We start from the raw sequence: 24,308 nt of genomic DNA, 5'->3' as shown, positions 1-24,308 counted from the left end.
GAAAAATCAGGGGGCTTACCCGCCGTATACGGAAGGGTTCTACAACGCCGGCACCGCGTCGGTTAACGTTCGAAGAAGAAAAACGCTTCGCACAGCACGAAATCGCTTCTCGCGCTACCGGGTTATCGCCGGTCATAGTAATCGCGGCGCAGCGCTTCGGCCAGGCGGTAGGCGGCGTGGTCGGTGAGTCGCTCGAGGGCCCGCGTCATCTCCTCGACGGAGAGGCCGGCGAGCACCGCCGCTGTGAAGACGTCTCCGGCCACGGGGTCGAAGCCGAGGATCGAAGCGGAGACCGGTTCGTGCTGGTGGATCTCCTTGTGCCAGATCGTTCGGCGGGTGCGGGTTTCGAGGAGCCTGATTTCGCCTTCCAGGATGAAATCCACGGCCACGTCCCACGAGCGGGCCTGGAGGCCGTAGCGGCTGATGTGGAGGTCGAGCACGAAGTCGGCGGTTTCGAGGGCGCTGGTGGGGCGATAGCGGAGGTGCCGGGCCCCGCGGAGCAGCGTTTCCCGCGCCAGGCGGTCCGCCACATCGACGTGCCGGAGGGCGCTGTCCAGCCGGGCCTCGGCCCGTCGCAGCGCGCGTTCCTTCGCCAGGGCCGCCCCGACGCGGACGAGGGTGCCGGCCGGCCGGTCGCGATCGACGATGACGGCGTCGCCCAGGCTCTGGAGGGTGGCCGGCGGCACGGCGGCCACGGCCGCCACGGTGCGGCCCGTGAGGTCGTGCCGGTGAAGGTCGCCGGTGCTCCGGCAACCGGCCAGCGTGAGCAGCAACACCAGCACCGGCAGGCCGGCCCGGCCGAAACATGGTGTCTGATCGGGCATGAGATACCGGGAGGAAGGTTGAAAGGGAGCCGCTTCGGTTCTCGTGGGACAAAGTCCGCGCCATCGATCCCGTCCGGCCCGGCGACGGTCCCGGCGCGGTCCCGGCGTCCAGTGGAAGCGCCACCGTGTCCGGCAAAGAAGGCAACCCTGCGCTTCGGGATGCGTTCTTCCGGTGTATTATGGCCGGCCGTGCGGCGGGGGAGGGCAGGGTTGTTTTCCCCCGTACGGATGCGTTATTTTCCGGTCCACGGCGCCCGCCGCAACACGCTGATCGAAAGGAGACGCTTATGCCTTACGTCGTTGCCGAACCCTGCATCAACTGCAAGCATACCGACTGCGTCGAAGTCTGCCCGGTCGACTGCTTCTACGAAGGCCCCAACTTTCTGGCGATCCACCCGGACGAGTGTATCGATTGCAACGCCTGTGTGCCCGTCTGTCCCGTCGAGGCGATCTACGCCGACGACGAGTTGCCGGAGAAGTGGGCGCACTATGCGGAGTGGAACCGGTATCTGGCCGAGCAGTGGCGCGAGATGGGCTATAACATCACCGAGAAGAAGGATCCCCTTCCGGATGCCGAATACTGGGCCACGGCGGAGAAGTCCGAAAAGGACATCCTGACGTGGGAGACGTGAACGCCCGGTCCGACGTTGTGAGGAGGCCGCACCGGTGGACAGCCCGTGCGGCCTCTTGTTTTAGCGGGCCGTGAGGAGGTTCTGGGTGATGAAGAGGGCTTCGTTCTCGGCCCGGAACACGCCGATGGCCTCGGCGGCATAGATGGGGCTGAGCAGGTTGGCCCGGTGGCCGGGGCTCTGGAGCCAGCTTGCCACCACCTGCCGGGCGATCTCGTCGGGGCTGCGCCAGGAGAACACGTAGCGCCGGCGGGTCCCTTCGTCGTAGATGCGGTATTCGGCGTAGCGGTGCATCAGGCTGAGGTTTTCCCCGATGCCCAGGGTGGCATACGAGGCGGCGGTGTGGACGAGCGACACCCCGGCGCGCCGGGCCCGGTCCCCGGCGTCTTCTCCCTCCGGGTTCACGTGGGCAAAGTAGCCGCGGCGGGCCATGTCCTCGCTGTGTGCCCGCGCCACCGGCAGCAGCGACGCCGACCAGTCCAGCCGCGCCAGCCCGTGCCGGGCGCGCACTTCGTTCACCCGCTCGTGGATGCGCCGCTCCAGCGCCGCCGCGTCGAAGGGCGGGGCCGTCGCGACGGCTTCGGGCGGCCAGGCCGGCGGGGCCAGCAACAGGGCGAGCGGGTTGCCGGGTACGAGATCCGCGGGCATGCCCGGCCCCTCCGGAGCGAAGGACGCCGTCTCGTGACCGGCGGGGATGACCCGGGGCCCCTGCAACGTAGCACAGCCACCGAGCAGGATCGCCAGCACAACCCCGAAAAGTTGACGTGTACGCATCGTCCGGCCCTCCCTGCTTGTTGTGTGGCCTCCGGCGCCGGCCCACCTTCCCGTTCATGAAGGATATCGGATCAGACGGGTCAAGAGGTAAATTTTAACAAATCATTAAATCACGGGTTCGGCCGATCCGTGTTAAATCTGCCGGGGAAGAAAAGAGAAGGCCGCACCGGTATGGCCCGGCGCGGCCTTCTTCGTTCCGGAAGGGTTGTCGATTGGTTGCAGGTAGGTGTCAGGTGCCGGCCGAATAGTCGGTGGCGTAGGCGCGCTGTTCTTCGGAGAGGGTGTCGATCCGGATGCCCATCGTCTCGAGCTTGATGCGGGCGATCTCCTGGTCGAGTTCCTCGGGCAGGTCGATTACCTGCGGGGCGAGCGTTTCGCCGGCCTCGTGTTTGCGTACGAGGTGCAGATGGGCCATGAACTGGTTGGCGAAGCTCATGTCCATCACTTCCGAGGGGTGCCCTTCGGCGGCGGCCAGGTTGACCAGCCGGCCCTCGGCCAGCACATAGATCCGCTTGCCGTTCTCCAGCGTGTATTCGCGGTTGTTGGGGCGGACGACGCGGGTGTCGGTCGAGAGCCCGGCCAGTTCCTTGAGGTTGAGTTCCACGTCGTAGTGGCCGGTATTGCAGACGATGGCGCCGTCTTTCATCTTGACGAAGTGGCGGCCCCGGATGACGTCCTTCATGCCCGTGGCCGTGACGAAGATGTCGCCGATCGCGGCGGCCTCGTCCATCGTCATGACGCGCATGCCGTCGAGCGTGGCTTTCAGCGCGGCCGTGGGCTTGACCTCGGTGACGATGACGTTGGCGCCCATCCCTTTGGCCCGCATCGCCACGCCGCGCCCGCAGTGCCCGTAGCCGGCCACGACGAAGTTTTTGCCCGCCAGCAGCACCGACGAGGCGCGGAGGATGCCGTCGATCGTGGACTGGCCGGTGCCGTAGACGTTGTCGAAGTCCCACTTCGTCTCGGCGTCGTTGACGGCGTAGACGGGGTAGAGCAGTTTGCCGTCCTCGGCCATGGCCCGGAGGCGGTGCACGCCGGTGGTCGTCTCCTCGCTGCCGCCGATGATGTGCTCGGCCAGGTGCGGATGCCGGTGGTGGACGGTGAAGATGAGGTCGGCGCCGTCGTCGAGCGTCAGGTGCGGCGGCCGGTCGAGGGTGCGCTCGATGCTCCAGTAGAACTCTTCGACGTTCTGGCCGTGCCAGGCATAGATCTCGATGCCGGCCTCAGCCAGCGCGGCGGCTACCTCATCGTTCGTCGAGAGGGGGTTGCAGCCGCTCCAGGCCACCTCGGCCCCGCAGGCGGCGAACGTCTCGACGAGCACGGCCGTCTCTTTCGTGACGTGCAGGCAGCCGGCGATCTTGTAGCCTTTGAACGGCTGTTCCTTCGCATACTGCTCGCGCAGGCGCATCAACACGGGCATCCGGCTCTCGGCCCATTCGATGCGTTTCCGGCCGGCCCCGGCCAGGCGCAGGTCGCGAACCTTGTATGCCCCTTCCTTGTAGTCCATGTTCGCTCGTGATCTTCTTGGGATGGGTTGTTTCGGTGAGGAAAGCTGAAAACGGGTAGCCGGTGCCGAAGGTTGCCCCTTGGCGAAAATTCAACGTGCCGCGCCTCGCCCGCCGGGCTCATCGGGCCACGACCATGCGTTCGATCCGCTGTGCGTCGCCGGCCAGGAGACGGAGCAGGTAAACCCCGGCGGCGAGGTGGCCGGCGTCGAACGTGAGCGTGTACGTACCGGCCTCCTGGGTGGCCTGCACGAGCCGGGCCACCCGCCGCCCGAGTGCGTCGTACACTTCCAGCGTGACCGGCAGGCGTTCGGGCAGCGTATAGCTGATCGTGGTGGTCGTGGCAAAGGGATCGGGGAAGTTGCCCAGCAGGCGGAGCGTGCGCGGGACCTCGAACGCGTTCTCCCGGGTGGACTGCCCGAACGTGGCGGCCTGCACCTGCCAGAATTCGCCGCTGCGGAGCGAACGTCCGGCGCCGAAGTCGATGCGCAGGCGTACCTGGGCCCCGGCGAAGCGGGCGAGGTCGAACACGGACCGGAGGGGGCCCTCGCTCGCGCCGGTGAAGACGGCTTCCCCCTGCATCGGGTGGGCGCTGCCTGCCGGAAGCGTGGCATCATAGCCTCCCTCGGGGGTGAGGATCTGCCACGTGTGGCCGTCATCGGCGGAGATTTTGACATTGCCGCCGAGGCCGTTGCCGAGGCTGTACCGGTGTTCGAGGGTGAAGGTCAGGTCGGCGGCGTTGGCCGGCAGATCGAGGGGTTCGAGGACGAGGCTGGAGCGGGTTTCGGAGCCGCTGCCGGTGATCCACGTGGCCCCGGCGGCCTGCCAGAGGCCGGAGGCCCGCACCGCGCCGAGCAGGCTGGTGCTTTCGACGAGCCGGTATTCGATGTGATAGCGGTCGTCGCCGGCGGGCAGCCGGGTCTCGTTGCCGGCAAAGTCGCGCACGTGGAGGCGATACCGGACGAGGTCGCCGGGGCGGGGTGCCCGGCCGAGGGGGATCGTGCCTTCGTACGTGTCGAGGGCATTGGGGCGCATGGCCAGACGGAGGCTGTCCGCCTGGCTGCCCAGGGCCGTGGTGACTTCGTAGACGACGATCGCCTCGGCCACGCCGGTGTCGTCGTTGATCTGGAACGAGAGCGAGAGCGGGCTTTCCTGCACGGAGCGCACGACCAGGGGCGGAGGGGGCAGGGGGAGGGTGGGGCGCTGCGCGTCGACCGGGCGGTCGGTGGTGATGAGCACGTCGTCCAGGTACCATCCGGCGAACTGGACGGCGACGTCGGTGTTGCCGGTATCGGTGCCCAGGTCGAAGCGGATGCGCACGTCGTCGGCGGCGGGGAGGGGGATCGTCTCCTGGCGCCAGCCGAAGCTGTAGCCGCCGAAGGCGGGCTGCCCGCGGAGGGGGTTGTCCGGGGTGTCGAAGACGGTGCCGTTGTAGCCCCCCTCGGGTTCGACGACGGTCCACGTCGTGCCGCCGTCGGTGGAGACCTTGACGTTGGCGCCGTCCCACAGGATGCGGCCGTGCCGCCGGTGGCCGGGTTCGACCAGGCCGTTGTGCTCCAGGTCGTACCAGTGCCAGAAGACGAGGTAGGCCTGGTCGAGGCCTTTCAGGTTGAGCGGCGGCAGTTCCAGGGAAGAGCGGCCCGCGGTGTCGGGGTACGGCCCGCCGGGCGTCGTGGCCCAGACGAACTGCCCCGAGTGAGCCACCTGGACCCCGAAGGCCGGCCGGCCGTGGGCCCACGCGCCGGTGGCCGTCACCTCCTGCGGGCCGGCCTCGAAGTCGAAAACGCGGAGTACGCCCCGGGCGGTGATGGTAAAGTCGAACGTGCCGGTGCCGGGCAGGGCCGTCTCGTTGGCGGCGGCGGCGCGGTCGCGGGCGTGGAGCCGGTAGCGTACCTGGCTGCCGTGCTGGACCATGTGGACCGGCACCGGGAAGACGCCCCGGTACAGCCCGTTCGTGCGGGTGAGGCCGAAGGCACCCTCCGTCACGGGCTCGCCCTCCGGCGCGAGCAGGGTGAACGTGACCCGGGCCGAATCCACCCCCAGGTTGTCTTCGACCGAGGCCACGACTTCGGCAGGCCAGGTAGCCAGCGAGGCCTGCGTGATGGGGGTGTGCGTCACCGAGGGCGGCTCGTGGTCGGGGCCCGCGGTGAAGCGGAACGTCTCGGCCGGGGCCGTCGTGGGGAGGCGGGTGCGGCGGCCGAGCGCGTCCACGGCCTCGACGAAATAGCGCACCGTGGCGGCCGTCTCCGGCAGGGGGAGCTCGCCGGTGAACCGGTCGTTGCCGGCCGGGGCCAGGACGAGGCGCGTGGCCGGCTCCGCGTCGTGGCCGAAGTAGACGTACACCGTGTCGACGGAGCTTGCGTGGCTGCTCGCCTCGACGTCGAGCGGCACCGTGCCGCCGAGTTGCTCGGTGGAAGGCAGGGCCTCGTGGGCGACGACGGGGCCGAAGGCGGCGGGATCCACGAAGCCGCGGGCACCGAAGACGTCGAGCAGCACCCCGAAGTGGGCGCCGCCGAAGTGGTCGAGGTCGGCCTGGATGATGGCTTCGGCCGCGTCGGCCATGGTGACGGGTGCGCTCAGGTAGCGGAAGGCATAGAGGTTGAGCGCGTCGAGGGCGTCGCGTCCGATGACGTCGTAGATCTCCATGAGCGTGGTGGCCCAGAGCGTTCCGTCCTGCCAGATGTCGCAGGAGGAGGCGCTCCGGGCGCACGGGGTATCCTCCGGGTAGTGGCCGGGATGATCGAGCCGGCGTCCCCCCCAGAGTTCGGGTGCGCCGTCGCCGCTGTCCCACTTGAACAGCTGTTCCCAGTCCTGTCGTTTGCTCAGGCCCTGTTCGATGAGGCTGCGCACGTAGGAGGCGGCCCAGTAGTCGCTCCAGCCCTCGTGCAGGGCCTGTCCCTCGGCCGTGTTCAGCAGGCCCGGGGCGGCGGCCTCGAGCACGGCGTGCCCGTATTCGTGCCAGATGACGAACGCGTCCTCGGCATCGTCCACCCCGCCGAGGCCGAACTCGATGCGGTTGGCTACCGGATAGTAGAAGGAGTTGTCGTCGGTGCGGGCCCGGGGTTGCACGGGAATCGGGCCGTTCTGGATGTTGAAGAAGCCCAGGCGCTGGATGTGTCGCTGGCTTTTGTCGATGTGGTAGTAGGCCATCACGGCCTCGAAGCCGGGCTGGCTGCGGGTGTAGCGGAAGGCGTGCGGGTCGAGCTCGGCCGGCGGGGTGAAGCCGGTCGTTGCGGAGCCCTCGATGCGGACGTGGGGGCCCTGGAGGCGGAAGAGGCCGTCGGTGCCCTGGGTGATGTCGCGGAGGTCGACGAGGATGCGCTCGGCGCTGAGGGCTGCGTTGTCGGCGTCGTTGTTGTCCACGTAGGGGGGCGCGTAGGTCTGTCCCGAGGTCGAAAGGGGGTCGGGGTCGAACACGAAGCCGGAGCCGTCGATGCGCCGGGCCGGCTGGAAAGCCGCTTCCGTATGCACGGCGGTGTGTTCGGGAAGCGGCGGCGGGCCAGTCCGGTACGGGGAGAAGGAGGGGACGGGTGTGGGAGCCGGACCGCCGAAGCGATCCCGCACGGCCTGGTCGAAGAGGTACAGCAGGGTGCCGGTATGGGCGTCGATGAATACGCTCCATTCGGCGGGGGCCGTCTCGGGCCAGACGAGCAGGTGCCAGGCCAGGCGGGGCGGGTCGGAGGGGAAGACGACCAGTTCGGGTGTGCTGGTGCGGCCTCGCCCGCCGGCCACTTCGTCGAGGGCGCGGGCGGCGGCGAACGGGGCGGAGCGGGAGGGGCGGGGGTCGAAGTCGCGCACCGCCTTCAGGTGGGGGGCGTAGGCGTTGAGCACCATCGCGGGGCGGCCGGCCCGGTCGAGGTTCACTTTCAGGCGGCGGCCGTAGACGGGCACCCCGCCGAGCGTCTGGCGGAAGACGACGTGCCGGCTGTTGCCGGAGGCCGTGATCTGCTCGAGGACGAGGTCGGCCAGGTCGGGCCGGAGGCCCAGGGCGCCGGCGGTTCGACGCAGGTAGGCCCGGGCCGCCGCTTCCGGCGAGGCGGCCGGTGCCGGGACGCCGTCGAGGCGATAGACGGCGCGGAAGATGCCGGTCTCGGTGTCGATGCGGCCGCCGGGCACGCGGCGCGTGCGGAAGGCGAGCGTCGTGTCGTCCGGGACGAGCCGGGCGCGGGCGGCCGGGCTGAGGAGCGTCACCGCGTCCGGGCGCTGCCGGGCCGTTGCCCCGTCGAAAGGGCCGAAGAGCATCGCCAGGGCCAGGGCCACGGCCCACCACCGGGGCGGGGTGCGCCGCGCGTACGCACGGCCGGGGACCGGATCAGGCCCGGGAGGTACCGAAAACAGGGGACGCACGGCGGCTCGGAGACGGAAGGAAAAACGCATTCGACCGGAATACCGGCCATAGCACGCCCCCGGCCGAACGGGGTTTCCGCCGGGGGCCCTCTGGTGACGGACGGTGCCGGGCGGGGGGTTAAACGACGAGCCCTGCCCCGCACATCGACGGGGCAGGGCTGGCCGGGATGGAAAGGGTTACGGCCGGATCAGCGAAGCCGGGTGATCAGGCGCGTGGCGCTGCGGCCCTCGATCTGCAGGCGTACCAGGTACAGCCCGGCGGGCAGGCCGGTGCCGTCCACCGCGACCCGGTGGGTGCCGGCCGGCAGCGGTCCCTGCACCAGCGCCGTGACCTCACGGCCCAGCAGGTCGTAGACCCGGACGTCGGCGTGGGCCGGCGCCTCCAGCGTGAAGCGCAGGGCCGTCTGGTCCGCGAAGGGGTTCGGGCCGTCCAGTGAGAAGCCGAAAGCCACCGGCTCCGGCCCGGTCTCCGTGTTTACGGCCAGATCGGTCCAGGTATAGCTGATGCGCGTCGCGGGGTCGAGCGCGCTCTCGCCCTCGCCCGGCACCTCCTGCAGGATCATCGTTACGTTGTCGTCGCTGTCGTAGGTGTGCGTCTGGTGCAGGTCGAGGGCCCAGGCCGTACCATCCCAGGTTTCCGTATCCCAGGTCGCCACACGCCCCGCGGCATCGTAGGAGAACGTTAGCCTGCTCTCGTTGACCCAGGCCGTGCCGTCCCACGTTTCATCCAGCAACTCCACCACCCGGTCCTGCGCGTCGCGCGTGATCGTGGTGCGGCTGTCGTCCACCCACGCGCTGCCGTCCCAGGTCTGCTCGAGCCCCGTGGTGAGGCCGCGGTACCATACATTGGGGTCGAAGCGGGCATACAGGAGCGCCAGCGTTGAGAAAAAGAACCCCTGACCCAGTTCCCCTTGCGTAAGGAACGCGGCGTCGAGAACCGTGGCGTCGAGATCGGCCAGCGTGATATCCTCCAGGATGGTTCGGCTGTCGTTGACCCACGCACTGCCGCCCCAGGTCTGTTCCGTAAACACCACGTTGCCGCCCTCCTCGACGATCGTCTCCCGGGTGTCGTTGACCCAGTTCGACCCGTCGTGGGTCTCCTCGACCGTTTCCACGGCGATGTTACCCTGGTAGGCGACGTAGGTGGTGCGGCTCGACGGGACGAACGTCCCGGAAACGTCGTCATGGCTCTCCCGCGTGATGCTCCGCAGCGTGGTGCCGTCGTAGGCATAGATGCTGCGGGTGAGGGGCATGAAGCTCCCCTGGTCTTCCTTCTCTACCAGCACCTCGGTGAGCAGGCCGTTGCCGTCGTAAGTGTAGCTCACCCGCCACTGCGCCTGTGCAGGTGGGAAGGAAAAGAGATCCAGGCCCGTGATCTGTTCTTCGACGAGGCGCCCCTGGTTGTCATAAATACGCTCGCCGCTCTCGAACTCGGTCCAGGTACCCTCTTCGTAGACCTCGACCGTGTAGGCGGTGAGCAAGAAGGGGGCTACGGCCTGCGTCCGGGCGTGCGCCGCCAGGTGACGGCTCAGCTTGAGCACTGGGCCGTCCATCCGAACCTGCGGTACCTGCGCGGCGGCCGTCGCCGCTACGAACAGACCACCCAGTACGGCGACCATCATCAACTTGTACACGTGTTTCATGGCAGCTCCTCCTGCTACGTTGTTTGGGGCAAGACCTTCGATGTGCGAAGGGACGAAACGAAGAGAAAGGCAGGTGCCGGGGCGGCGATGAGGTAATCCAGAGAGAGGTCCGAAACCGACGCGGCAGCACGATCTGCTTTCTGCTGGCGTGCGACCGTAAAAACTTTAAACCTAACCATTCTCTTGCCGTGAAGTTAGGATCGCCTTCGGCCAATTGCAACCGGCGTCCATGGCTTTCAATCCCGCCTTTTTGAGGCTTCACGATGCCGCGTCATGCCGGCGCTCCCCTTTCAACGATAATCACACGGGAATGCCGGGCGAGGGGTCAGGCGAATTTTGTATTGCGGATTCAGACGCCCCCGTCCGGTTGACGCGAGGAGACGGCGGTGCCGGGAGAGTCCGGCATCCTCCCTGAACGAAAGAAGGCCACCCCGCCGTTTCGAGGTGGCCCACCTGTGCGTGCCCGAGGTGCCGGTTTTCAGGCCAGGGTGCGAGCGGCTTCTTTGAGTTGATCGACGTGGTCGAGAGCCTCCCAGGAGAACCCGGCGCGTCCGAAGTGGCCGTAGACGGCCGTGGTGCGGTACTGGGGGCGCAGCAGGTTCAGGCGCTGGATGATCGCCGAGGGGCGCAGGTCGAACGTTTCGCGCACGATGCGCACGAGCAGGGCATCCGGCAGCAGCCCGGTGCCGAAGGTGTTCACGTCGATGGAGACCGGCTCGGCGACGCCGATGGCGTAGGCGATCTGGACTTCCACCTCGTCGGCCAGCCCGGCGGCGACCAGGTTCTTGGCCACGTGCCGGGCGGCGTAGGCGCCGCTGCGGTCCACCTTCGAGGGGTCCTTGCCGCTGAAGGCGCCCCCGCCGTGGGCGCCCTTGCCGCCGTAGGTGTCCACGATGATCTTGCGGCCGGTCAGCCCCGTGTCCCCGTGCGGCCCGCCGATGACGAAGCGGCCCGTGGGGTTGACGTGGAGGATGAGGTTGTCGTCGACGAGTTCGCCCGGGAGGACGCGCGGCAGCAGGATCTCGCGGATGTCCTCCTCGATCCGGTCGCGGGTGACGTTGTCGCTGTGCTGGGTGGAGACGACCACCGTGTGCACGCGGCGCGGGGTTTTACGGTCGTCTTCGTATTCGATCGTGACCTGGCTCTTGGCGTCCGGCCGCAGGTACGGCATCAGGCTGGTATGCTTGCGAATGTGGGCCAGCTCGCGCACGAGGGCGTGGGCGAAGCTGATGGGCATGGGCATCAGCTCGGGCGTCTCGCGGCAGGCATAGCCGAACATGAGCCCCTGGTCGCCGGCGCCCTGATCCTGGCGGCCGTCCACCCCCCGGGCAATGTCGGGGCTCTGTTCGTGGATGCTGCTGAGCACGCCGCACGAGTCGGCGTCGAAGCGGAGCAGCGGATCCGTATAGCCGATGTCGCGGATGACCTGCCGGGCGACCTCCTGCACGTCCACGTAGGCCTTCGTCGTCACCTCGCCCGAGAGAATCACCAGCCCCGTCGTCACCAGCGTCTCGACGGCCACGCGGCTGTGGGGATCCTGGGCCAGCATGGCATCCAGGATCGCATCCGAGATCTGATCGGCAACCTTGTCGGGATGACCTTCCGACACCGACTCCGACGTGAACAGGTAAGCCATGAGTGCAGCGAATTGGACGAGAAAGGACCGGGTGATTCCGAAAGATACACAATAACGCGGGCGGTGCCTGAGGGATTCAAAAGAGACCCGTACATTTTCCATGAAGTCCGGTCGTCTCGGCCGGTGTCCGGAAAAGCGCGGGGGAACGTCCCTTCGCAGGGCCTGTTGAAGCGCGTTGCCGCCCGCGACGGGTGTTTGCGAAGTCTGTATCAAGCACCGGCCGCAAATTGCTTCTACCCGGCGACTGCCTTAATTTCGAATGCTTTTAGGTCCGGGCGTGTGGGGCTTGTCCCCCCGCCTCGCCGGGGATGGGCCCGCCTCCCCGGCCCGCTGTCAACGTACCACCGTAAGGAGGCCAGCATCATGGCGAACGATATCGAAGCCAAAGTCAAAGCCATCATCGTGGAGAAGCTCGGCGTGGACGAGGACGAGATCAAGCCGGAATCGTCGTTCACGAACGACCTCGGCGCCGACTCGCTCGATACCGTCGAGCTGATCATGGAGTTCGAGAAGGAGTTTGACCTGACCATCCCCGACGAGGAGGCCGAGAAGATCGCCACCGTCGGTGACGCGATCGCGTACCTGAAAGCCAAGACGGCCTGAAGCGACCCCGGCCGGTGGCCCGCCTCATGGCCCGTGCCGGCCGCCGCCGGGTTGTGTTTTTTATGCCCAACCTCTCGAAGAGCCGATGCCCAACGAAAAACGCCGGGTTGTCGTTACCGGGATGGGTGCCCTGACGCCCATCGGCCTGAGCGTCGAGGCGTTCTGGGACGCCATGATGCGGGGCGAGAGCGGGGCTGCGCCCATCACCTATTTCGACCCGGAACCCTTTGCCACGAAGTTCGCCTGCGAGCTGAAGGGGTTCGACCCGCTCGACTACCTCGATCGCAGGGAGGCCCGCCGGCTCGACCCGTTCAGCCAGTACGCCATCGTCGCGGCGGACCAGGCCATCGCCGATGCCGGCCTCGACGCCGGAACGCTGACGTCCGAGCAGAAAGACCGCATCGGGGTGATCTTCGGCAGCGGCATCGGAGGCATCCAGGTCTTCCACGAACAGACGGCCAACTACATCCAGAACGGGCCGCGCTTCCTTTCCCCGTTTTTCATCCCGATGCTCATCCCGGACATTGCATCGGGCCATATCTCGATCAAGTACGGTTTCCGGGGGCCGAACTACTGCGTCGTGTCGGCCTGTGCCACCGGCAACAACAACATCGGCGACGCGATGATGCTGATCCAGCACGGCCACGCCGACGCGATCGTGTGTGGCGGGAGCGAGTCGGCCGTCTCGGAGCTGGGCATCGGCGGCTTCAACGCCATGAAGGCGCTCTCGACGCGCAACGACGACCCGGCCCGGGCCAGCCGCCCCTTCGACGCCACGCGCGACGGCTTCGTCCTGGGTGAGGGGGCCGGTGCGCTCGTTCTCGAGGCCCTGGAACACGCCCGGGCCCGCGGGGCACGGATCTACGCCGAGGTGATCGGCGTCGGCATGAGCGCCGACGCGCACCACATCACTGCGCCGGATCCCGAGGGCCGGGGGGCCTGCCTGGCCATGACGGCCGCCCTCCGCGACGCCGGCATCCGCCCGGAGGACGTCGACTACCTGAACATGCACGGGACCTCGACCCCCCTGGGCGACGTGGCCGAGACCAAAGCCATCAAGGCCGTCTTCGGCGAGCACGCCTACCGGATGAACGTCTCCTCGACGAAAAGCATGACCGGCCACCTGCTCGGGGCCGCCGGCGCCGTCGAGGCCATTGCCGCCATCCTGGCCACCGTGCACGACACGGTTCCGCCCACCATCAATTTCGAACACCCGGATGCGGACTGCGACCTGAACTACACGTTCAATGAGCCCCAGCAGCGGACGGTGAACGTGGCGCTCAGCAATGCGTTCGGCTTTGGCGGGCACAACACGTGCCTGGTCGTGCGCAAGTTCGTGGATTGACCTTTCCGGCTTTTCCGGAACGAACGAAGCCCGGTCATGATGGCCGGGCTTTTTTGTGGCGGTGCGAGCGTCTTCAGCGGAAGATGATTTCGCGGACGAGGGGGGCGCCGAGGTGCTCGTTGAGGCGGTCGCGCCAGGCACCGCGGGTCAGGTGCAGCTCGTGTCGCCAGGCGGCCGAACTCAGCTTCACGAAGAGCCGGTCTCCCCGGATCCAGGCTTTCTCGGTCATGGCGTTGATCTGCGGTCCGGCGATGGCGGCCCATCCCTCGATGGTGCGGGCCTCGTCGAGCTGGCGCTGGATGCCCAGGTCGGAGATCAGTCCCTGAAGCAGGGTGCCGAGTCGCTGCGGCGCGTCGTGAAAAGCCATGGGACCGGGTACGGTGGTTCAGGGATGCAGCGGACCCGGCCAAGGTAGGATATCCGGGCCGCATTTTCCAGCATGCCACGGTATGGCGGGGGCCGGTGGCGGTCGCCCGTTTGGGGTGCGTGGCCGGGCGGCGTACCCGGCCGGTTCATTCGACGACGCGGAATTCGACCCGCCGGTTGAGGGTGCGGCCGGTGGGGGTGTCGTTGTCGGCCAGCGGCCGGGTTTCGCCGTAGCCGCGTGCGAGCAGGCGTTCCGGTGCGATACCGAAGCGTTCGATCAGGTAGGTTCGAACGGCCTCGGCGCGTTGCTGTGAGAGGCGCAGGTTGTAGTCGTCGGGGCCGGTGCTGTCGGTATGCCCGGCAATCTCCAGGCGCAACCCGGGGTGGCGGGTGAGCACCGTGCCCAGGGCGTCGAGCGTCTGGTGCGAGGCGGGCAGCAGGGTGCTCTGGTTTACTTCGAAGTGGATCGAGAGGGCCCGGAAGAGGCCCTCGTCCAGCAGGGCCCGGCTGATTTGCTCGACGGTGACCTGCGCCCGCGGCAAGGCGGCCGGGTCGATCGGGGTCTCCGGCCTCGGGGGCGGGCTGACCGGGGGCCGGGGCACGGCCGGCGGCCCGGGCGGGGTTTCCCCGGAGACCGGCGGTGCTTCACCCGCCGGAGGCGGCGAGACGCCGGCGGTTTCCCGGTTCTGCAGCGCCATCCACTGGGCCAGGCGTGCGTCGAGGTGCCGGAGCAGCCGGTTCTCCAGCTGCTGCAGGTCCCGGGCCGTCAGCCCCGCTTCGCCCGCCGGAACCGGGACGGTGATTACCCGGACCGGGGCGGTCCGCGGCGTGCGCACGAGCAGGAGGCGCGGGCGCGAAATGTTTCGGGAGCGGATCCGCACCCCGCCCTCCGGCGCGATCCGGATCTGCACCGGTTGTCGTGCCGTGGCCGGGAGGCCCGCCGTCGTGGTGTCGGTGCCCTGCGCCTGTATCCGGGCATGGGCCGGTACGCTCCCGGCGGCGGTCAGCGTCAGGCCTATCAGCAGGAAAAGGCGCAGCGGGTGTCTCATGGCTGCCAGGGGGTTGGGAAGCGCAGGCGGCGCGGGGACGGCCGGTGGGGAGGCCGCCCCCGCGTGCCGGCGAAAAAACCGGGCTCAGAAGCGGAAGCGGTAGCCGAAGAGCAGGCGGTTCTGGTCGAAGAAGTCCACGGTCAGGTATTCTCCGAAGAGCGTCCCGAAGTTGAAGGGGCGCTCGACGCCCACGAGCAGGTTGAGGGCGGCCTCGAACCGGTCTGCGGAGATGAACCCGAGGCCGGCCCCCGCATACGGTTCGAACGTGCCGAAGAGATCGAGCCGCAGCGGATAGGCCACGTTGAAGTTGATCGCCTGGGAGTCGTTCTCCCCGAACCCGAACACCAGCTCGGGCAGGAAGCGGAGGGCGCCGGTGGTCCCCCGGCGGAAGTCGACGCGCACGCCGAGCAGCACCTGCTGGGGGTTGTTCAGGTTGAAGCCGGTCATGGGATAGATCGCGTGCAACTCCGTGCCGGTGACTTCCTGCGTTTCCGGGATGACGACCGGAGGTTGTTGCTGCCGTGCTTCGAGCGTTTCCATGCGGCGTTGGAGGCGCTGCTCCACCTCGGCCAGGCGGTTTTCGAAGCGCCGGGCGAGCTGGTCGATCGCGGCGGCGTCCAGGGGGGCGGGCGCGCCCTCAACGCCGGTCCGGGCCAGCTCGGCCTGCACGGCCTGCCGCACGAGGACCTGGAGCTGTTCCGGCGTCAGGCCGGAGCCGGCGGGCAGGGCCTGCAGGCTGTCCGGGAGGGTCATGCCCGAGACGACGGCGCCCGTGAGCGGGTCGATCAGGAGGGCATCGCCGGTGAGGGATTCGACGCTGACCCCGCCGGGACGCCCGTACCGCACGTACAGCTCGCCTTCCGTGGGGACCGGCAGGGTCACCCACTCCCGGCCTTCGGAGCGGGCGGCCGTGGCGGGGGCGGGAGAGGCGGTGGCCGGGCGGGGTTCGGTCGCCGGTTGGCCGGCGGCCCGGAGCGAGTCGCGGCGCAACTCGGCCCGCAGCCGCTCCATGGCGGCCGCGTTCCCCTGCTGGGCCTCGGCCAGCAGCATCGCCAGCGAGTCGATGCGGGCCTCGGCGCGCCGGATGGCCTGCTCCCGTGCTTCCAGTTCGGCGGCCAGGCGTTCCTGTGCGGTCAGGGCTTCACGCCGGGTACGACCGAGCTCTTCGCCGATCAGTTCACCCGCCCCCGGCCCCCTGCGCCCCAGGCTGAAGCTCAGGCCGGCACTGTACATGAAGCTGGCCTGAATCTGGTTGGGGTCGCTGACCTCTTCGGCATCGAGCGTGCTCATCAGCAGCGAGCGGACGCTGCCGTGCAGGCGGATCGTTTCACCCAGCGGCAGGGAAGCCCCCACGCCGGCCATGGCAAAGGTCTGGTCCTCGGGAACGACGACGGCGTTGCCCCGGTAGTCGCCGAAGACATCCATCACCCCGCCGCCGAGGGTCAGGTAGGGTGTCAGGCTCTGGCTTGAGGTGGCAAAGGCCAGTTTCATCTCGCCGCCGTAGGCTTGCAGGTCCACGAACCTGGCGATTTCGCCGTCTTGCACGCCGCGCCAGTAGAAACCGCGCACGCCGACGTAGGGCCCGAAGTCGAGCCCGGCAAAGACGCCGGCCATGCGCTGCTGCTCCTGGAAGCCGAGGCTGGCGTCGAAGTCGACCTGCCCCCAGAAGGGTTCGATCTGCAGGCGCAGGTTGCGCAACCCGCCCGAGAACTGCCGTTCGAGGGCCCGGTCCAGTTCCGTCAGCTCGCCGGGTCGCCGGCCTCCGAGGTAGAGCTGGAAGCCGGCGCGCACCCCGATGTTGGTCTTGCGCTCGAGGGCAAAGTCGTCGCGCGTGAGGCCCAGGTCGGAGAGGTCGGCCTCGGAGAGCAGGGTTGCCGTGTTGTGCCGGTACGTCAGGGCCTCGACCTGCAGCAGGAAGGTATAGCGGCGGTCGAGGGCATACTGGAGCCCGGCCCCGCCGCTCAGGTAGATGGTTTCGCTCCGTTCGAGGTTGTCCGGCTCGAAGCGGAAGATGCCGGTTCCGCCGACCAGGTAGGGGTGGAGCGGGCCGGTGCCCAGGTTAAACTTCAACTGGCCGCCGTAACGACGCAGCGTCACGTCCCGGGCCAGGAGCGCCAGGTCCAGGCCGGGATCCCGGTCCTGCAGCACGGAAAGCCGGCTCAGGCGTGTGCGGCCGTCCGGCGTGTAGAGGTAGAGCCCGCTGAGCTCGACGTATTCACCGAAGGCAAACCCCACGCGCCCGCCGAAGAGCTGCGCGTTGTCCAGGCCGGTTTCCCTGTCGAACTCGATGTGTTCCATGGAAGGCGTCAGCGTGTAGCTGATGCCGGAGACCTGGGCCCGGACGGCAACCGGGCTGACCGTCTCCAGGCCAAACAGTCCGGCCAGGAGGAGCAGGGGGATGTATGTTCGTGACATGGTCATATGCTCGATCGCGGTTTGGGCAGGGGGCGGCGAGGCTACTGCCGCTGCAGTCGCAGCGAGAGCGTACCTTTGACGGCCGTGAGGCCTTCGTAGCGGCGGGAGAACTGCTCCAGGTTGACCTCCCGTTCGATGTCGGCCGTGAGCACGTTGTCGCCTTCACGGTTCAGCGTGAACTCGTTGCTGAGCAGCAGCGCCTCGTAGAACCGTTTCTCGTCGGCGTTGCCTTTGAGGCGGACGCGGGCGCTGGTGGCCGTGTAGTCGCCGCCGATGAACTCGGCCGGGCCGCCGACGAACTGGTACATGAGCGTGAAACGACCGCTCGAGAACAGCTGGAGCCGTGTGTTGGAGGTCACCAGCGTGTCGAGCACGTCGAGCGGCTGGAGCAGGCTGGAGGCCGGGTTGAACTCGAAGCGTGTAAAAACGTACTCGCCCGCAACGGCGTCGAAATCCACGGTGTCGCTGCTGTCGCAGGCCGAGAGGGTCAACAGCAAAAGCAACACGCCGGGAAGCGCCAACCGGCTTCCGAGAGCACGTAGGTCGTTCATAATCTTCGGTGTCATGGTGTGGGCGGAACCGTCCTCAGGACCCCGGAGGGGCTCGAAAACCTGAGATGGAAGTAATTTGGACGTTCTTTGCGCTGTGAACCTTAAACGGAAATTAAACTGTCGTTAAAGTCCGGGGCGATTTGTCGGAATGCATCGATTCCTTTAATCTTTCCCTTTCCGGATTCCCGGCGATCCAGCGAGTCTTTCATGTATGATCATCCCCTTCTGGTCTGTCTCGTCACGGAGGAGGCGCAGGTGGAGCAGGCGGTGCGCCTGGCCTGCCCGCCGCCGCACGAGGTGCGGGTGTTTGCGCCGGACGCCTTGCTGGACGAGCGGCAGCAGCTCTCGGAGCGCGGGCGCGAGCTGGTGGCGGGGCTTCGCAAGGTGGATGTGGTGCTGGTACACTGGGAGGCGATGCGCGCGGCGCGGCTCCAGGCCCTCTGCCATCACATCCGCCGGGCGGCGCCGGTGCCGTTGCTGGCCCTGTGCGCCGGGGGCGGGCAGGACGAGATGATCGCCGCGCTGGCCTCGGGCGTCGACGATGTGGCCTCCTTTCCGCTCTACCTGCCGTTGCTCCAGGCCCGTGCCGCGGCCTACCGGCGGCTCATCCGGTCCGTGCGCCGGGCCACGGCACGGCGGATCAGAAAACGGCTCCAGCGGCTCGAGGAGCAGGCCGCGACCGCCCCGGAGACGCTGCTGCCTGCGTCCGGACGCACGGGCGGCAGGCCGTCTTCTCCCCCCGACCGGAAGCCCGCCTCACCCCCCGAACCGCCTCCGCCGGAGCACGCCCGCGAGATCGTCGGGGCCGTGGCGCGTGAGATCGAGGACGCGCTGGCGCCGGTGCCGCCCGAATCCGGTAACCCGTCGGTGCTCGTGTGCGGTCCCCTGCGCCTCGACGTGGACGGCTTCCGTTTCTTCATCCACGAGCGCGAGGTGGAACTGACGCCCAAGGAGTTCGACCTGCTGCACTATCTGATGCAGCATCCCGGGGAGGTCTGCTCGCGCGATCAGATCCTGGATGCGGTCTGGGGGCTCAACTTCGACACCGGCACGAACATGGTCGACGTCTACATGCACTTCGTGCGGCGCAAGCTGGCCGAGCAGGGGCTCAAAGGCGTCATCCAGACGGTGCGGGGCCGGGGCTACCGGCTCCAGGTGAGCCGGCACGCGACGTGAACGCCGTACCCGAACGAGCCGGGTACGGCGCCACACCGGGGTGCCGGGTTCCGCCGACGGCACCCCATGCCCGCCCGAAACGGCTTCAGTGCACGCGGGGCTCGGCGGCTTCTTCCACCTCTTCTTCTTCCTCGCCGAAATACAGGTCCACCACGTCGATGTTGATCTCCACCACCTTCAGCCCCGTCATTTCCTCGACGCGTTCGGCCACGTTGCGGCGGATGGCCTCGGCAATGGCCGGAATGCTGACGCCGTAGTCGACGACGATGCGCACGTCGATGGCCGCCTCGCGCGTGCCGACTTCCACCTGCACGCCCAGGTCCCGCATCGTCCCCCCCGTGACCGTCTTGGCCAGCGAGACGACGGACTGCGTGGCACCGAAGGGTACGAGCCTGTGGACGCCTTCGATCTCGCGCACGGCCAGGCTCGCGATCTTGGCGACCACCTGGTTGCGGATGATCGTCTGACCGGACTCGTCCTGCGTGACGGAGGCCCCTTCGATGGCGTTTACGGACGTTTTTTTCGCCGGGGCCACGTCGGTTTCCTTGTTTTTCGTTGCCGTTGCCATGGATCGTCCTCCGGGTTGCTGCTGATGTCGGGTGTGGGGTCCCCGGAGCATTTCCGGGGCCCGGGGAAAGAAAAATCGTGCGGTTCGGGTCGGTCGAACATAAAAGCGGGATTAAAAGCCGCTTAAAGGTCATTGCCGGCGGAGGGCCCGCCAGGCGGCTCCGAAGTCCAGCCGGCCGGTGAGGGTACCGTGCAGCACCCACGCGATGCCGGCACCCAGGAGGCCGCACAGGAGCACGAAGAGCCCTTCGAGGAGGAGGCCGAGCAGCACCAGCACGCCGAAGACCAGCCCCGTCACCAGGCCGATCAACAGGTGCAAGCGGGGGAGTCCCCGGCTGGCTTCCGGCACCGGGCGTTCGTCTGCATCGAGATCGGGCCGGGTTGCGGTAAAGGGATCGCCAGGTCCCATAATCACGTGAGGGTTGAACGGGGTGGAGGGATGCGGGCGGGCAGGCTCATCGCACGCGCCGGTGGGCGTCGATGGCGTGCAGCTGGGCATCGATGTCGACGCGTGCGACGGGCAGGCCGGTGTGGTGCTCGATGGCGTCGTGCAGGGCCGTCTTCAGCCGGGTTGACACGTCGGGCAGGGCGGCGTCCGGGGCCAGCGTGACGCGGCACGCGATGTGCCACCCCTTGCGACGGAGGCGCAGCCGCGGGCGGGCCTCGCGCACACCGTCGACGCGTTCGGCCGTGTAGGCGGCCAGGGCTTCGAGGCTTCGCTGGGCCACGGTGAGCTGGCCGCCGCCATAGAAGCCGTTGGGCGCTGTGCCGCGCAACACGATGCGGCGCCCTTCGTCCGCGACGCGCATCAGGGCCAGGGCCAGGAGCAGCAGGCCGGCGAGGATGGCCCAGACGGCGAGTGCTGCCCACGTGAGCACCGTCCCGAAAGGCTGTTCGGCCAGGTTCAGCACGAGGGTGAAGCCGCCCCGGACCCATACGACCGGCCCGGTCATCTCCATGGCATGGAGGAACACCAGCACACCGGCAGCGAGCCACAGCCCGCCCAGCAGCGCCACGAGCAGGCGTCGGAGCAGTTCGAGGGCGTTTTCGTGGTTCATGATGAGGAAGCGGGGGCGGGTCCGGGAGGAACGAGGTCGAGTACCTGCACGTGCAGGTCCAGGGGCAGGCCGGTGTCGAGCCGGCGCCAGCCGTCCAGGAGGGCGTGCCGCAGGGAGCGCACGAGTGGGGTGAGGCCTCCGGCTTCGGTCACGGCGCCGGTGTGGAGCGTCACGGCCACGGTGGCAACGGCTCGTTCTTCCCCGGCCCGCAGGGCTATGCCCCGCACCGGGGCGCCGCGTCCCCGCGTCTCGACCGGGCCGCTTTCGGCCAGGCCGGCCACCCCGGGATGGGACCGGGCCACCTCGGCCAGGTGCCGGGCGGCCGCCAGCCAGGGATCGGGTTTCACGGATCTCGTCATAGGGAGCGGGCCGGCGGGGCGATCTCCACGAACTCCACATCCACCCGGGCCACGTCCAGCCCGGTGAGGGTGGTCACCGTCTCGCGTACCCGTTGGCGCACCGAGGCGGCCACGGCACGCAGGTCGGCCCCGTAGGCGCCGGTCAGGCGCAGCCGGATGCTCGGCCGGGCTTTCCCCACCTCGAAGAGGCGACGCTGGTCCCGGTGCTGTTCGATCAGATGACCGGCCGTGGCGCCGAGGGCGGATCCCATCGTGCCGCCGACGACGGCCCCGATCGGTCCTCCTTCGACGAACCCCACCACACTGCCTGCCACGCTGCCCAGCGCGGCGCCCAGGAGCCAGCCGTGCACGTCCACCACGCCCGGCACCTGCTGCGCCTCGGCGATCACCATCTTGTCCAGCACGGCCTCCGATATGCGCAAGCGCCCCTCGGGCAGGCGGGTCGTCAACGTCATACGTTGTCACCGGCTCTTCAGCTACGGGTCTCTTTCGACGACCCAACATCGGGCAAAAGGGTGCGGAAAGCATTAAAGCGGGATTAAAACACGATTGTTTGTCGCCTCCGGGTGGGCTGTCGCCGGTCCGTTCAAGGCGTTATTTTAATGCGTGTTTAAACCTTGTCTCGCACCCCGGTGTGAGCTTGGAGGGCAACGGGTCAGAAACGAGGGGGACCCACGAGACCGCATGAAAACCGAAGCCATGAAGCACAGGGTATTCCTGGGGTTTTCCTGTCTTTTGCTCCTTGCCGATCCGGCCCCGGCCCAGCCCGCGCCGGCCTTTCACGTCGAGGCAAGCTACACGGGCGATGTCTTCGGTAACCTGGCCGGTGGGCTGCGCCGGGACGTGGTATACCTGGACAACTTCGACGTGACCCTTGCCCTCGATCTGGAGCATCTGCTGGGCTGGTCGCGGACGCACCTGTTTCTCTACGGTCTGGGCAACCAGGGAGGGCATCCTTCGCGGCTGGCCGGCGACGCCCAGGGCGTCAACAACATCGAGGCGCCGACCGCCTGGCAGCTCTACGAAGCCTGGCTTCAGCACTTGCGCGACGACGGTCGCCTCTCGGTGCTGCTCGGGCTCTACGACCTGAACACGGAGTTCGACCTCATCCGCACCGCCGCGCTGTTCATCAACAGCTCGCACGGCATCGGGCCCGACTTTTCGCAGAGCGGGAAGAACGGGCCTTCCATCTTTCCGCACACGTCGGTGGGGGCACGGGTCAAGTGGTTGCCGGTCGATGCCCTGTACGTGCAGGCCGTCGCGCTGGACGGCGTGCCCGGGGATCCGGCCCGGCCGCACGGCACCCGGATCCGTTTCGGCCGGGAGGACGGGCTTCTGCTGGCGGCCGAAACAGGCCTGTTCTTCGATGGGATGAGGGAAGGCACGGCGCCCGTTCCGCGACGGCGGGTCTCGCGGCTCGGCGAGCCGGTGTACCGGGCCCGGCTGGGCCTCGGGGCCTGGATGTACACGGCCGCGTTCGACGTGCTGGGCCGGCCCGGGGAGCAGGCGCGGAGCCGGGGCGCCTACCTGCTGGGCGAATGGCAGCCGTATCGCGAACCCGGCGGCACGGGCGGGCTCGCCGTCTTCGTGCGGCTGGGCGCGGCCCATGCCCGGGTCAACCGCTTCGGAGCCTATCTGGGAGCCGGGATCGTCTACACCGGTCCCTTCCGGGGACGCGACGACGACCGCCTGGGGCTGGCCCTGGCCTCGGCGTACAACGGCACCCCCTACCGCCGGGCCCAGCGGCAGGCCGGGCAACCCGTCGAACGGGCCGAGACGACGTTCGAACTGACCTACCTGGCCCTCTTCTCGGCCCGCCTGGCTCTCCAGGCCGACCTCCAGTACGTCGTCAACCCGGACACGAACCCGGCCCGGGGGAACGCCCTCGTCCTCGGCCTGCGCTTCATGGCCACCCTTTGAGGGCTTGCGCTTCCGGCGTGGGGGGCGCCGGTGCTTTTCCTAAACGATCTCGCCGGGTTCGAACGCGTGCACGGTGCCGCGATAGCCGAAGAATCGCTGCACGAGCCGCAGCAGCCCCGGCATCTGGCGGCGGACGTACCACTGGTCGGCGGCGCGGCGCACGCCAAGGCCGTACGTGGGGTAGGGATGGATCGTATCGGCAATGCGGCGGAGGCTGATGCCGTTGCGCATGGCCAGGGCGAACTCGCCGATGAGCTCGCCGGCACGGGCGCCCAGGATACTCACCCCGAGGATCTTGCCGCGCTTCTTTGCAAACACCTTGATCCATCCGGTGGTCTCCCGGTCGGTGATGGCCCGGTCGATCCGGCGATAGGGGAAGCGGAAGACCTCGTACCGGGTGCCCTGGTCCTTCAACCGGGCCTCGGTGGCGCCCACGTGCGCGAGTTCCGGATCGGTGTACGTCACCCGGGGCACATGCCGCGCGTCCAGCTTCATCGGGAACTTGAGCAGGGCATTCGTGACGGCCACCTTCGCCATGTGCTCGCTCATGTGGGTGAACTGATAGCGACCCGTCACGTCGCCGGCGGCGTAGACGTGCGGCAGGTTGGTGCGGCAGCGGTCGTCCACGGTGATGCCCGTTTTCGTGTAGGCGATGCCCGCCGCGTCCAGGCCGAGGCCGTCGAGGTTGGGGCGGCGCCCGGTGGCCACGAGCAGCGCGTCGGCGCGGATCTCCCGGCGGCTGCCCTGCTGCGCGACGGTGACGAGGAACGCGCGGTCCCGGTGCCGAACCTGCTGCACCTCGGCTCCCAGAAGGAAACGGACGCCTTCTTGCTCCAGCACCTCGCAAAGCAGGCCGGCGAGCTCTTCGTCGTCGTTGGACAGGAGGCGCGGGAGCAGGTCGATCACGGTCACCTCGCTGCCGAGGCGACGGAAGGCCTGGGCCATCTCGGTGCCGATGGGGCCCCCGCCGACGACGACCAGGTGCCGGGGCAGGGTGTCGAGTTCGAAGAGGGTTTCGTTCGTCAGGTACGGTACCTCGTCCAGGCCGGGAATGGGCGGCACGAAGGCACCGGCTCCCGCCGCGATGACGACGTAGCGTCCGGAGGCACGATCCGGCCCGCCCTCACCGGCGATCTCGACGGTATGCGCATCCACAAAACGGGCGGCGCCGCGGCGCACCTCCACTCCCAGGCGCTCGTAGCGCTCCGGCGCGTCGGCGTCTTCGTAGATCTCCTGCCGGATCGCCCGCAGGCGGGTCATCACGCGGGCGAAGTCGATCTCCGGGGGCTGGCCGGTGAGCCCGTAGCGTCCGGCACAGCGGATGTGGTGGGCCACCTGCGCCGTCTTCAGGAGCGTCTTGCTGGGCACGCAGCCGTACCAGGTGCAGTCGCCGCCGAGGCGGTCGCGCTCGATCATGAGCGTGCGGGCGCCCAGGATGGCACCGAGGCCGGAAGCCGTCAGCCCGGCTGCCCCGCCGCCGATCACGATCAGGTCGTAGTCATAGGCCATCGCGCAGGCTCCCTTCACCGGACGGCAAATTT

21 protein-coding genes are annotated in these 24,308 nt (G+C 68.4%); 5 read left to right on the top strand and 16 right to left on the bottom strand.

All coding sequences use genetic code 11. The annotated features are described in order from the left end of the window. Positions 1 to 122: 122 nt before the first annotated feature. On the bottom strand, positions 123 to 824 hold the full coding sequence (locus GQ464_RS08020; protein WP_166978674.1) for a hypothetical protein: 702 nt from the start codon (positions 822 to 824) through the stop codon (positions 123 to 125). A gap of 287 nt (positions 825 to 1,111) precedes the next feature. On the opposite strand from GQ464_RS08020, the gene fdxA reads away from it, so the two are divergent. After that, positions 1,112 to 1,456 carry a ferredoxin FdxA gene (gene fdxA, locus GQ464_RS08015; RefSeq protein ID WP_166978677.1) on the top strand — a complete coding sequence of 115 codons (345 nt, stop codon included), beginning with the start codon at positions 1,112 to 1,114 and terminating at the stop codon, positions 1,454 to 1,456. 60 nt (positions 1,457 to 1,516) lie between these two features. Here fdxA and GQ464_RS08010 read toward each other — a convergent pair whose 3' ends face one another. From GQ464_RS08010 to metK, 5 genes are all read right to left on the bottom strand, one after another. Next, on the bottom strand, positions 1,517 to 2,227 hold the full coding sequence (locus GQ464_RS08010) for a CAP domain-containing protein (RefSeq protein ID WP_166978679.1): 711 nt from the start codon (positions 2,225 to 2,227) through the stop codon (positions 1,517 to 1,519). 229 nt (positions 2,228 to 2,456) lie between these two features. Further along, a complete protein-coding gene (locus GQ464_RS08005; protein WP_166978681.1) occupies positions 2,457 to 3,734 on the bottom strand; it encodes an adenosylhomocysteinase in 1,278 nt (425 codons plus the stop codon). Positions 3,735 to 3,852: 118 nt separating this feature from the next. Then, positions 3,853 to 8,079 carry a T9SS type A sorting domain-containing protein gene (locus GQ464_RS08000; protein WP_166978683.1) on the bottom strand — a complete coding sequence of 1,409 codons (4,227 nt, stop codon included), beginning with the start codon at positions 8,077 to 8,079 and terminating at the stop codon, positions 3,853 to 3,855. Between the two features lie 188 nt (positions 8,080 to 8,267). After that, positions 8,268 to 9,722: a T9SS type A sorting domain-containing protein gene (locus GQ464_RS07995; protein ID WP_166978685.1), complete on the bottom strand. Its 1,455-nt coding sequence runs from the start codon at positions 9,720 to 9,722 to the stop codon at positions 8,268 to 8,270. 478 nt (positions 9,723 to 10,200) lie between these two features. Next, on the bottom strand, positions 10,201 to 11,358 hold the full coding sequence (gene metK, locus GQ464_RS07990; RefSeq protein ID WP_166978687.1) for a methionine adenosyltransferase: 1,158 nt from the start codon (positions 11,356 to 11,358) through the stop codon (positions 10,201 to 10,203). A gap of 363 nt (positions 11,359 to 11,721) precedes the next feature. Between metK and GQ464_RS07985 the strand changes: the two genes are divergently transcribed. Both GQ464_RS07985 and fabF read left to right on the top strand, forming a co-directional pair. After that, a complete protein-coding gene (locus GQ464_RS07985) occupies positions 11,722 to 11,961 on the top strand; it encodes an acyl carrier protein (protein WP_166978689.1) in 240 nt (79 codons plus the stop codon). Positions 11,962 to 12,046: 85 nt separating this feature from the next. Then, positions 12,047 to 13,306, top strand: coding sequence for a beta-ketoacyl-ACP synthase II (gene fabF / locus GQ464_RS07980; protein ID WP_166978692.1), 1,260 nt, complete (start codon positions 12,047 to 12,049; stop codon positions 13,304 to 13,306). Positions 13,307 to 13,379: 73 nt separating this feature from the next. On the opposite strand, the gene GQ464_RS07975 is transcribed toward fabF, so the two are convergent. The 4 genes from GQ464_RS07975 to GQ464_RS07960 form a co-directional block, all read right to left on the bottom strand. After that, positions 13,380 to 13,673 carry a DciA family protein gene (locus GQ464_RS07975; protein ID WP_166978694.1) on the bottom strand — a complete coding sequence of 98 codons (294 nt, stop codon included), beginning with the start codon at positions 13,671 to 13,673 and terminating at the stop codon, positions 13,380 to 13,382. Between the two features lie 145 nt (positions 13,674 to 13,818). Continuing rightward, positions 13,819 to 14,721, bottom strand: coding sequence for an OmpA family protein (locus GQ464_RS07970; protein WP_228350714.1), 903 nt, complete (start codon positions 14,719 to 14,721; stop codon positions 13,819 to 13,821). 84 nt (positions 14,722 to 14,805) lie between these two features. Continuing rightward, entirely contained in the window at positions 14,806 to 17,136 is a 2,331-nt protein-coding gene (locus GQ464_RS07965) for an outer membrane beta-barrel protein (protein WP_166978697.1), read from the bottom strand. 41 nt (positions 17,137 to 17,177) lie between these two features. After that, positions 17,178 to 17,687 carry a hypothetical protein gene (locus tag GQ464_RS07960; RefSeq protein WP_166978699.1) on the bottom strand — a complete coding sequence of 170 codons (510 nt, stop codon included), beginning with the start codon at positions 17,685 to 17,687 and terminating at the stop codon, positions 17,178 to 17,180. Between the two features lie 207 nt (positions 17,688 to 17,894). On the opposite strand from GQ464_RS07960, the gene GQ464_RS07955 reads away from it, so the two are divergent. After that, positions 17,895 to 18,863, top strand: a complete 969-nt coding sequence (locus GQ464_RS07955; protein ID WP_228350713.1) for a response regulator transcription factor — start codon at positions 17,895 to 17,897, stop codon at positions 18,861 to 18,863. 85 nt (positions 18,864 to 18,948) lie between these two features. Here the strand turns inward: GQ464_RS07955 and GQ464_RS07950 are convergent, their stop codons facing one another. From GQ464_RS07950 to GQ464_RS07930, 5 genes are all read right to left on the bottom strand, one after another. Then, positions 18,949 to 19,431, bottom strand: coding sequence for an Asp23/Gls24 family envelope stress response protein (locus GQ464_RS07950; RefSeq protein ID WP_166978701.1), 483 nt, complete (start codon positions 19,429 to 19,431; stop codon positions 18,949 to 18,951). Between the two features lie 129 nt (positions 19,432 to 19,560). Then, the gene (locus GQ464_RS07945; protein ID WP_166978703.1) at positions 19,561 to 19,839 is read right to left on the bottom strand and encodes a hypothetical protein; all 279 of its coding nucleotides are present in this window, start codon (positions 19,837 to 19,839) and stop codon (positions 19,561 to 19,563) included. A 46-nt stretch (positions 19,840 to 19,885) separates the two neighbouring features. Continuing rightward, positions 19,886 to 20,488 carry an Asp23/Gls24 family envelope stress response protein gene (locus GQ464_RS07940; protein ID WP_166978705.1) on the bottom strand — a complete coding sequence of 201 codons (603 nt, stop codon included), beginning with the start codon at positions 20,486 to 20,488 and terminating at the stop codon, positions 19,886 to 19,888. After that, positions 20,485 to 20,835 carry a hypothetical protein gene (locus tag GQ464_RS07935; RefSeq protein ID WP_228350712.1) on the bottom strand — a complete coding sequence of 117 codons (351 nt, stop codon included), beginning with the start codon at positions 20,833 to 20,835 and terminating at the stop codon, positions 20,485 to 20,487. The genes GQ464_RS07940 and GQ464_RS07935 overlap by 4 nt, the downstream gene beginning before the upstream one ends. A gap of 8 nt (positions 20,836 to 20,843) precedes the next feature. After that, a complete protein-coding gene (locus tag GQ464_RS07930) occupies positions 20,844 to 21,302 on the bottom strand; it encodes an Asp23/Gls24 family envelope stress response protein (RefSeq protein WP_166978709.1) in 459 nt (152 codons plus the stop codon). A 244-nt stretch (positions 21,303 to 21,546) separates the two neighbouring features. Here GQ464_RS07930 and GQ464_RS07925 point away from each other — a divergent pair, with 244 nt between their 5' ends. Continuing rightward, a complete protein-coding gene (locus GQ464_RS07925) occupies positions 21,547 to 22,767 on the top strand; it encodes a carbohydrate porin (RefSeq protein ID WP_166978711.1) in 1,221 nt (406 codons plus the stop codon). A 39-nt stretch (positions 22,768 to 22,806) separates the two neighbouring features. On the opposite strand, the gene GQ464_RS07920 is transcribed toward GQ464_RS07925, so the two are convergent. Continuing rightward, positions 22,807 to 24,276, bottom strand: coding sequence for a dihydrolipoyl dehydrogenase family protein (locus GQ464_RS07920; RefSeq protein WP_166978732.1), 1,470 nt, complete (start codon positions 24,274 to 24,276; stop codon positions 22,807 to 22,809). Positions 24,277 to 24,308: the final 32 nt, after the last annotated feature.

Origin of the sequence: Rhodocaloribacter litoris, assembly GCF_011682235.2 — a bacterium.
GTDB classification, from domain to species: domain Bacteria; phylum Bacteroidota; class Rhodothermia; order Rhodothermales; family ISCAR-4553; genus Rhodocaloribacter; species Rhodocaloribacter litoris.
The sequence above is the reverse complement of the archived record's forward strand: the minus strand, read 5'-3'. Positions and strand labels throughout refer to the sequence as shown.